Genomic DNA, 8,673 nt, shown 5'->3' on the forward strand with positions numbered 1-8,673 from the left:
AAGACTCAATTCACCTTAAAAACCAAATTGAATTTACAAAAAATGACCTAGAAGCCCTTTTTTTAAAGCGAATGCAACAAGCTCTGGTCTTGTTTTCATACGTAGCTTCTCCATAATATTCCCTTTATGCGTTTCTACTGTTTTGACACTAATCGATAGCTGTTCACCGATTTCTTTATTGGAATACCCTTTAGCGATCAATGTAAGGACTTCCCTTTCTCTGTCAGATAATAAGAGGATTAAATCTCCATCCTCGTCCTTCGAACTACTTAAGTATTCCTCCATCAATCTCTTTGTTGCAGATGGATGAAGGTAGGCATCTCCATTTGAGACAGAGTTAATCGCCTGAATCAACTCTTCATGTGGTGCACTTTTTAAAATACAACCAGAAGCACCAGCTTGAATCGCACGAAATAGATATTCTTCATCGTCATGCATTGTTAAGATTAAAATGGCAATTTCAGGCATTTGCTTTTTTAACTCTGAAGTTGCAGAAAGTCCATCTTTCCCATGGGGCATACTTAAATCCATCACCACAACATTAGGTTTTAATTCATGCGCTTTTTGAATTCCTTCATTTCCTTCAGAGGCCTCACCAACAACCTCCATCTCTGGATGGTGGTCCAAGAGCATCTTTAACCCCATTCTAACAACAGCATGATCGTCTACAAGTAATACTTTAATCAAGCTCTTTCCTCCTCTTGACGAAAATCTGAAGGTAGACGAAGTTCCAATTTTATCATCGTCCCCTTGCCTAACTCTGATGAAATGATACATTCTCCTCCAATTAACTTCATTCTTTCTCCCATCGCCGCTAATCCATGACTATGTAGTTGAGCATTGACGTCAAAACCGACTCCGAAATCTTCGATTATGATTTGAATTCGATTTTGTTCCCAACTCAACTGAATTTTAATTTTATCAGAATCTGCATATTTAGCGATATTCGCCAACGCTTCTTGACAAACGCGAAAAAGTCCGATGCGGTGACTGACAGGTAAGGGGATTTCTTCACCCTTTTGTTCAATCTCTACAACGATCCCAAATGTGGAAGTATATAATTTCAAATAGCTTTGCAATGCCGGAAATAACCCAATCGTCGAAAGAGTTGGCGGATGTAATTCTACAGACAAATAACGAATCTCTTGAATCGTTCTTTCTAAAACCTCAGCCATCTCGCGCATATAATTTTTCATTTTTGTATCTTCTGTGTTCGTTTCAAGAAATTGTATCCCACTATACACACTGTATAAAGTTTGACCTACACCTTCATGAAGTTCCAATGCGATTCTTTTAATTTCATCCTCAGAAGATTGGAGTAAATATCGATTAATATCCTTCTTTGGCAAAGGCTCCATCATTTTAACTCACCTCTTAACTTTAACCAGTTGCTCTCATTTAAATATACCATTTGCTAACCATTTAAGCGAAATACTATAATGAGCCCACTCTTGTAGGAGAGTGAGCTCAACAATTATGAAGCCTTTTTAATTTTTACATCCTGGCCTTTTTTACGCTGATAATAGAACCAGTTAAGGACAAAAGAAATGATATAGATGGCTATAAAGATATAGAAAGCTGATACAGGTGAGCCCGTTGTGCTAGTTGACCATCCAAAAAGTTGCGGAATAAAGAATGAGCCATATGCCGCAAATGCTGCTGTAAATCCTAATACTGGTGCAGCTTCCTTAACAGGAAATATGGTCGGGATCATTTGGAAGGTTGAACCTGAACCAATTCCCGATGCTAAGAAAAGAATTAAAAATGATACTAAAAAGCCTGAAAACGTCTTCGCATTTGTAAAATATATAACTCCAAGGGCGCCAATGGTCATCACAATAAAGACCCAGGTTGTGACAAGTGCTCCTCCTAGCTTATCTGACAACCAACCACCAACTGGACGAGCTGCAGCCGCTAATAATGCACCTAAAAATGCTAATGAGATGTATTCTGGAAATTGCGATTTCAACAGAAGCGGAAATGCTGCTGAATAACCGATAAATGAGCCAAATGTGGCCACATATAAAACGGTCATAATCCAAGTATGCTTACGTTTTACAATGACAAATTGATCTGCTACAGATTGAGTTGTATTTGGAAGATTATCCATTCCAAAGTAGGCAGCGATGGTAACAATCGCTATCGGAATGACCCAAATATAAGCAGCATTTTGAAGCCAGACCGTTTCACCATTTGATAATACTTGGCCCTCTCCCATGAATGCGAACGTACTAGTTGCGATAATGAGTGGGGTTACGAATTGTACAACTGAAACCCCCATATTTCCTAAGCCGCCATTAATCCCAAGTGCCGTTCCCTTTTCAGCTTTTGGGAAGAAAAAGCTCATATTAGATGATGATGAAGAGAAATTCCCTCCACCTAAACCACAAAGTGCCGCTAATAGCAACATGACCGAGTATGGTGTTTCTGGATTTTGCACAGCCATTCCAATTCCGATAGCTGGGATCGCTAACACGGCTGTGGAAATAACCGTCCAGTTTCTACCCCCAAATTTCCCAACAGCAAATGTATAGAAAAATCGTAAAGTCGCTCCCACTAAACCAGGAATAGCTGCTAATGTAAATAATTGTTCATCTGTATACGTAAAGCCGATATCATTTAAACGGACAGCGACGACTGACCAAATCTGCCAGACAACAAAAGCAAGCATTAAGGAAGGTACAGAAATCCACAGATTTCTTTTCGCATGTTTGCGACCCGTTTCTTGCCAAAACTTCGGATCTTCTGGGTTCCAGTTTGTAATACGTGCATTTTTACTCATATTTCTCTTACCCTTCTTATCATATATTTTAGTTTGCCTTGTAGATCAGTAGCCGTCCATTCATCGCTATCCATTATAACCTCAGCATGAAGAGGGATGGCAAAAAACTTCTGTTCTTCAAAATAAATACGTAAATGCGTCTGATCTGGGCACAACCCAATCTTTGTTATCTCTTTTCGAATAAATGGAGCAAGGTCCTGACCCTCTTCATCTTGTATTGCGACTTCAACTGTCCTACCTAGATAGCGCTGTTCCAATAATCCAATATTAATCACAGCTATGACATCCCTTCTGAACAGGATAGACATACATTTGATAGCCTTGCAATAACTTCCAAAATGTCTCTGTAGCATGTTCTTCTAAATATTGAATCACTTCAGCTTCAGATTGCCATCTACTCATCCCTTTAACTTCAGCGACCACTACTTCTGCTTCTTCAAGCTTTTTTTCATCCAAATACCAGTGCAGCTTTGTTCCTTTAAACAAAGAGAGGAATAATTGTTCAATTTCATTGCGAAAGTTTCCCTTTTCCTCTCGAATAAAGCAAAAATCTAAAAATGTTTCACTCATCATTTGGATATCACTTCACTTTGCTTTTTATCACGTTTATAGATAAAAAGGGCGATTGGAAATACGATAAGATTCAACATACAAAATAGAATGGCCGTATCATAGTTTTCAAATTTATATTGATGGACCATCTTTTGTGTAAAAATAATATTTAACATCAGACAAATTAATAACAATACAAAATTCACAAGTCTATGATTCATAACGTTTCACCCTTACAGCGTAAACCGCTCCATTTTCTACCTTCACTTCAATCGTTGGCAATGGTCGTCTTGGTGGGCCTGCAGTTGGATTTCCCGTTTCAACATCAAACTTTCCATGATGACAAGGACATAACATTTCTCCTTCTTCCTTCGCCCAAAAGACTGGACATTGAAGATGTGTACATGCGCTGTTATAAGCGACATACTTATTCTCAGAAAGACGAATTAAGATGGCATCATCGTGTTCACCGGGAAATTTAAAATCTTTTGCTTCCCCAATCCCCATTTTGTCAATATCTACAATTTTTTTATGGGGATATTCCTTTTCGCTTAATCCCATTAATTCCTTTGCTGCCACCGCACCCCACGGAAGGGACGATACGGCAAATACGCCAGCAGCACCAACCAATGTTTTCATAAAGCCGCGTCTATCTAATTTTCTTTCATTATTGCGATGAATATTATGTGTATAATTATCTTCTGGAAAGGGGATTTTATTATTTTTTCCTGTCATGTCGATCCCTCCTAAAACAGTTTTGTAACGCCTTGCAAAATACCTGGTAAATTCACACGAACATTCGTTTCACTCTCTAGATAAGGCAAGCTTGTTACCCATTTTCCATTGTCTAGATTAAATTGCTTTTGCTTTAGTTCGATCTCTTCATCTGTCAACCATTGTAATGTGTTAGATGGGCAAACACTCGCACACATTGGCGGGATGCCATCCTTCGTTCTGTCAATACAAAGATCACATTTGTACATCAAATTTTGTTCTGTATCAAACTTAGGGATTCCATATGGACAAGCAATCGTGCAGTTTTGACAACCAATACATTTCTCTACTAATGCAGAAAGGACTGCACCCGTTTCATGAATTTGAATCGCTTGTGCAGGACAACTTCGTGCGCAAGCCGGATTAACGCAATGAAGGCACATGAGAGGCATCGTTTGCCGATTAACCAATGGATTGACGTCATAGACATAGTTTCTATTTCTCTCTTCATGACCTCCGCACTGTGTGCAAGCAGCTAGACAAGAGCGACAGCCAATACAGTTTTCTAGTTCTAAATAGAGCCTCTTTTTCATTTATTGCACCTTCTTTATTGATTGTTTTTCGATTTGTGCTGCACATGCCTTAAATTCTGGCATTCTTGACATCGGGTCAAGAGCTGGAATCGTTAAGAGATTAATAGACTGTTCATGTCCGAAATGATAAGGTACAAATACAGTATCGATGCGAATCGCTTCTGTCATCTTTACTTTGTAAATTGCTTCCCCTCTTCGTGTAAAGAGGCGTACTTTCTCTTCATGTTCAATATTGTACTTTTTTGCTGTTTCCGGATGAACTTCCACATATGGCTCTGGACACATATCTCGTAAAAATTGTATTCTTCGCGTTTGATTACCTGATAGGTAGTGGTAAACAACTCGACCTGTCGTTAAACGAAGTGGATATTGCTCACAAGGTTCCTCTGCTGGTGGTCGATAAGGTAAGGCACAAATTTTCGCTCTTCCATCAGGATGGTAAAATTTCTTATCAAGGAACATATGTGGTGTCCCTTCATCTTCTTCACTTTTACATGGCCAAAAGACACCGTCTTGCTTATCGATTTTTTCCCAAGTAGCGCCTGAATAGTCAGCATAACCCCCTTTAGTCGCCCCTCTAAATTCATCTGCTACATCACGAGCTGTTTTCAAATGCGAAAAATACTTTCCTTTTCCTAACTTTTCCGCTAATTCCACTTGAATTTGCCAGTCTGGTTTTGATTCTCCAAGCGGCTCTTGTGCTTTATTAATTTTGATGATTCGTCCTTCTAGATTTGTGACTGTTCCTTCGTCCTCAGACCATGTAACGGCTGGTAAAATAACATCTGCAAACTCTGCTGATTCTGATAAATAAAAGTCAGAGCACACCATAAAATCTAGATTTTTCAATGCTTCTCTTACAAAATTAAGATTTGGAGCAGAGACAGCTGGATTCGAGCATAGTAGGTATAATCCACGAATTACTTTCTGATCCATCAGTTCGAATAACTCATAAGCAGAAACACCAGGTTGCGGCATCTCTTCTGGATTGATTCCCCAGTATTCACTCATTTCTTTCACATGCTCAGGATTGGTGATTTTTCGATAACCAGGTAGTAAGTCTGACTTTTGGCCATGCTCACGACCACCTTGCCCATTTCCTTGTCCAGTGAACGTTGCCACACCTGATTTTGGTCGACCAATTTTCCCTGTTACAAGGGCCATATTCGTATAAGCCGAGACATTATCGACCCCTTTATGCTGTTGTTCAATTCCGCGGGCAAACATGACAACTGCATTGGGAGCTTTCCCGTATAATTCAGCTGCTCGAATGATTTTTTCTGGTGCTACACCTGTCAGTTCACTCGTATATTCCGGTGTAAACTGCTTCACAAGCTCTTTCGTTTCTTCAAAACCATTTGTGTGATCGTGAACAAACTCTTCATCAGCGTAGCCGTTTTCAATCAATAAATTGAGAATTCCATTTGCCAACGCAAGATCTGTACCTGGTTTTAAATCTAAATGAACATCTGCTCTTCTTGCGATTGGTGTTTCACGAGGATCTGCAACAATTAAATAGCCGCCTCGCTCCTGTACATTCCAAATCCGGAACATGGATGTAGGATGACACTCGGCCGTATTACTTCCTGCAATAAATAAGCAATCTGTTTCATGAAGATCCGTCCATGGCAATGTTGAACCGCGATCTACACCAAAGGAACGGAGAAATCCACCAGCTGCACTTGACATACAAAAACGACCATTATAATCGATATAACGTGTACCAAGGGCAACCCTGGCGAATTTTCCTGTTAAATAACATTTTTCATTGGTCATCGAAACTCCGCTGAAAACTGATATGGAATCTTTTCCATAATCGGTTTGCAGCTTTAAAAAATTGTCAGCTATGAGATTATAAGCTTCTTCCCAAGATGCCTCACGAAAGCCTAATTTTGTTCCTTTTAAGGTTTTATCATCACGAATTAACGGTTTAAGAATTCGATCATCGTGATTCGTTTGTTGATAAGCCGTTACCCCTTTAGGGCACATCTTGCCAACAGTTACTGGCCAATCATAGCGAGGTTCGACTCCGATGATTTTGTTTGTTTTTGTGTTGACCCTTAAATTCATGCCACATTGCATACCACAATAACTGCAATGGGTTCTAACAAGCGTTTCGTTCGGATGTTGTAAATTCTCTACTTCTTTAAAAAACTTATCCCTTTGCATTCTGGTTAGCCTCCTTAACCTTTACTTCATGTGTAGGGAACCCAGAAAATTGGGCGATTCGATATTTTCTTCGACATGGGAGACATAACTCGGCTAAATGAAAATCTTCCTTTTTAAATTCCATTTGATTGACTCCAAGTACATGAACCACATCTTCTGACTGCTCTGTAGAAACAAATTCTTGCCCACATACCTTACAAGCCTTCATCGACTGCTCTCCATAATGTTCACGATAATTTCGAGCAAACACACTTAACGGACGGAATGGAATATGTGCGAGCTTACCGAATGGTAAGTAAATTAATGTAACGACCACCGAATATTGATGGATTAGACTCATCGCATAATGACCCCAGCCATGGAGGAACACATTACTAACCGTTAAGAGTAATCCTGTAATACTGATAAAAAGCAATAAATATAGCGGTAAAAAATCATAGATGAACTTTTGCTCCGCTCTCGCTTGCATATTCTTAATTCGTCTATATAAAGCCATGCACACTCCGGCAATGACCATCAAGGCTGAAATATTTAAAGCGTTATATGATAGATTAGCAATTAATCCATCCGCCTTTACGGTCATAATGTCCATTCCCATTGCGACAATGGTGTAATAACCATTTTCCGGCATCGTGAAGTACATCCAACCAAAAACAAGTGGGAATGTTACGAAACATGATAATAAACAGCCCCAACCGATTAAAAAGTGCTGTGTCCAGCGATAAATTCCACGATTCCAAATAAAACGATAGGTAGCTAATTGCTCAACCGACGTTTTTGGTGTTGATTTTCGAAAAAGTAGCTTGATTCCTTTTATTATAATGATTTTTGTCGGTGGTCTTTCTCCCCATGCGATAAAACGATAGAAAAACCCTCCAAGAAATACAATTGTTCCAACCATGTATCCATATAAATTTAAATCGACATGAGTAAACATCCTTGTTCCGATAAACGTTAAAATAATAAGCACTAATACTGATAAAAACATCGATTTCGCAAATTTTGATGCAAAAGCATGATTGAGTGAGTGCTCCGAATTTTTTGTTGAAACCATTTTTGCTTCCATTTTGCTCCTCCTTGTTCCAATAACTTAGCTTTATTGTAAAATCAGTTCGCTTTTTCTCGTATCGGGAGATCTCCCTACTGAGGAGGGGAAATTCCCTTAGTCGGAAATTCAGGGGTGTATTTTGGTGAAAATAGATTCTGAAAACGTTGATATAATAGGATTTACAAGAGGATGACGATATTGTGTCAATTTTGTTAAGCATTGCACAAACTCTAGATTAGGAATGGAAGCACATAAGAAAAAAGCTCCTACAACATATAGGAAGCTTCGGTTTGTCTCATTTGCTTCATAGATCTCCCACCCTTAAGCGGAATTTTTCCTTTTTTTTCATGCCGATACGCCAACTGTTTATACGAACACGTTATCCACAAGTCGAGGGAAATTATAAATTCCAAGACAAGAACAAAGCTCCTACAAAATGTAGGAAGCTTCCGTTTTGTCTCATTCGATCCATCCAACCATCTCTCACCCTTAAGCGGAATTTTTCCTGTTATCTCCTCGATGGAGTCACTTTTAGGAGAAATAACGGAAGATTTTCCGCTTATGGAGAGCAAAATCGTTTATTTTGGCACTTTTTGAAGGAATAGCAGGAATTTCTCCTGTTATTTTGGCTCTTTTTCATGATGCTTGCTCATTAAGCGGAATTTTTCCTGTTATTTTTTCATGCCGATATTCCTACCGTTTATTCGAACATGAAATCGAGGGAATTTATAATTTCCTGCTGACAAGAACAAAATCGCTAACGCGACTTAATTACGACCCAGGTGTAGATTATTCACTTGGGTCTTTCCTCGCCT

The 8,673-nt window shown here is 39.1% G+C and carries 11 protein-coding genes; 1 reads left to right on the forward strand and 10 read right to left on the reverse strand.

Going from position 1 to position 8,673, the window contains the following annotated elements; translation table 11 throughout:
* Positions 1-33: 33 nt before the first annotated feature.
* From BMSHG_RS17145 to BMSHG_RS17190, 10 genes are all read right to left on the reverse strand, one after another.
* Positions 34-687, reverse strand: coding sequence for a response regulator (locus tag BMSHG_RS17145; protein WP_019155692.1), 654 nt, complete (start codon positions 685-687; stop codon positions 34-36).
* Complete coding sequence (locus BMSHG_RS17150; protein ID WP_019155693.1) at positions 684-1,361, reverse strand: sensor histidine kinase; 678 nt, start codon at positions 1,359-1,361, stop codon at positions 684-686. Before BMSHG_RS17150 ends, BMSHG_RS17145 begins: the two co-directional genes overlap by 4 nt.
* A 113-nt stretch (positions 1,362-1,474) precedes the next feature.
* Positions 1,475-2,782 (reverse strand): NarK family nitrate/nitrite MFS transporter, encoded by a 1,308-nt coding sequence (locus BMSHG_RS17155; protein ID WP_019155694.1) that lies wholly within the window; start codon positions 2,780-2,782, stop codon positions 1,475-1,477.
* The gene (locus BMSHG_RS17160) at positions 2,779-3,057 is read right to left on the reverse strand and encodes a hypothetical protein (RefSeq protein WP_019155695.1); all 279 of its coding nucleotides are present in this window, start codon (positions 3,055-3,057) and stop codon (positions 2,779-2,781) included. Before BMSHG_RS17160 ends, BMSHG_RS17155 begins: the two co-directional genes overlap by 4 nt.
* Complete coding sequence (locus BMSHG_RS17165) at positions 3,050-3,355, reverse strand: hypothetical protein (protein ID WP_019155696.1); 306 nt, start codon at positions 3,353-3,355, stop codon at positions 3,050-3,052. Before BMSHG_RS17165 ends, BMSHG_RS17160 begins: the two co-directional genes overlap by 8 nt.
* Positions 3,352-3,555, reverse strand: coding sequence for a hypothetical protein (locus BMSHG_RS17170; protein WP_019155697.1), 204 nt, complete (start codon positions 3,553-3,555; stop codon positions 3,352-3,354). The genes BMSHG_RS17165 and BMSHG_RS17170 overlap by 4 nt, the downstream gene beginning before the upstream one ends.
* Complete coding sequence (locus BMSHG_RS17175) at positions 3,545-4,069, reverse strand: QcrA and Rieske domain-containing protein (RefSeq protein ID WP_019155698.1); 525 nt, start codon at positions 4,067-4,069, stop codon at positions 3,545-3,547. The genes BMSHG_RS17170 and BMSHG_RS17175 overlap by 11 nt, the downstream gene beginning before the upstream one ends.
* An 11-nt stretch (positions 4,070-4,080) precedes the next feature.
* Positions 4,081-4,641, reverse strand: coding sequence for a 4Fe-4S dicluster domain-containing protein (locus BMSHG_RS17180; protein WP_019155699.1), 561 nt, complete (start codon positions 4,639-4,641; stop codon positions 4,081-4,083).
* Positions 4,642-6,810 carry a molybdopterin oxidoreductase family protein gene (locus BMSHG_RS17185; RefSeq protein WP_019155700.1) on the reverse strand — a complete coding sequence of 723 codons (2,169 nt, stop codon included), beginning with the start codon at positions 6,808-6,810 and terminating at the stop codon, positions 4,642-4,644.
* Complete coding sequence (locus BMSHG_RS17190; protein ID WP_019155701.1) at positions 6,797-7,876, reverse strand: hypothetical protein; 1,080 nt, start codon at positions 7,874-7,876, stop codon at positions 6,797-6,799. The genes BMSHG_RS17185 and BMSHG_RS17190 overlap by 14 nt, the downstream gene beginning before the upstream one ends.
* A gap of 565 nt (positions 7,877-8,441) precedes the next feature.
* Between BMSHG_RS17190 and BMSHG_RS28895 the strand changes: the two genes are divergently transcribed.
* On the forward strand, positions 8,442-8,673 hold a 232-nt coding region (locus BMSHG_RS28895; protein WP_083879383.1), incomplete at its 3' end, for a hypothetical protein.

Origin of the sequence: Robertmurraya massiliosenegalensis JC6 (assembly GCF_000311725.1) — a bacterium.
Classification (GTDB): Bacteria; Bacillota; Bacilli; order Bacillales; family Cytobacillaceae; genus Robertmurraya; species Robertmurraya massiliosenegalensis.

What these genes read in the sequence shown, in the direction of transcription:
- BMSHG_RS17150 (WP_019155693.1), bottom strand. Translation starts at nt 1,361, where the DNA reads ATGATGGAGCCTTTGCCAAAGAAGGATATTAATCGATATTTACTCCAA.
- BMSHG_RS17170 (WP_019155697.1), bottom strand. Translation starts at nt 3,555, where the DNA reads ATGAATCATAGACTTGTGAATTTTGTATTGTTATTAATTTGTCTGATG.
- BMSHG_RS17180 (WP_019155699.1), bottom strand. Translation starts at nt 4,641, where the DNA reads ATGAAAAAGAGGCTCTATTTAGAACTAGAAAACTGTATTGGCTGTCGC.
- BMSHG_RS17175 (WP_019155698.1), bottom strand. Translation starts at nt 4,069, where the DNA reads ATGACAGGAAAAAATAATAAAATCCCCTTTCCAGAAGATAATTATACA.
- BMSHG_RS17165 (WP_019155696.1), bottom strand. Translation starts at nt 3,355, where the DNA reads ATGATGAGTGAAACATTTTTAGATTTTTGCTTTATTCGAGAGGAAAAG.
- BMSHG_RS17190 (WP_019155701.1), bottom strand. Translation starts at nt 7,876, where the DNA reads ATGGAAGCAAAAATGGTTTCAACAAAAAATTCGGAGCACTCACTCAAT.
- BMSHG_RS17185 (WP_019155700.1), bottom strand. Translation starts at nt 6,810, where the DNA reads ATGCAAAGGGATAAGTTTTTTAAAGAAGTAGAGAATTTACAACATCCG.
- BMSHG_RS17155 (WP_019155694.1), bottom strand. Translation starts at nt 2,782, where the DNA reads ATGAGTAAAAATGCACGTATTACAAACTGGAACCCAGAAGATCCGAAG.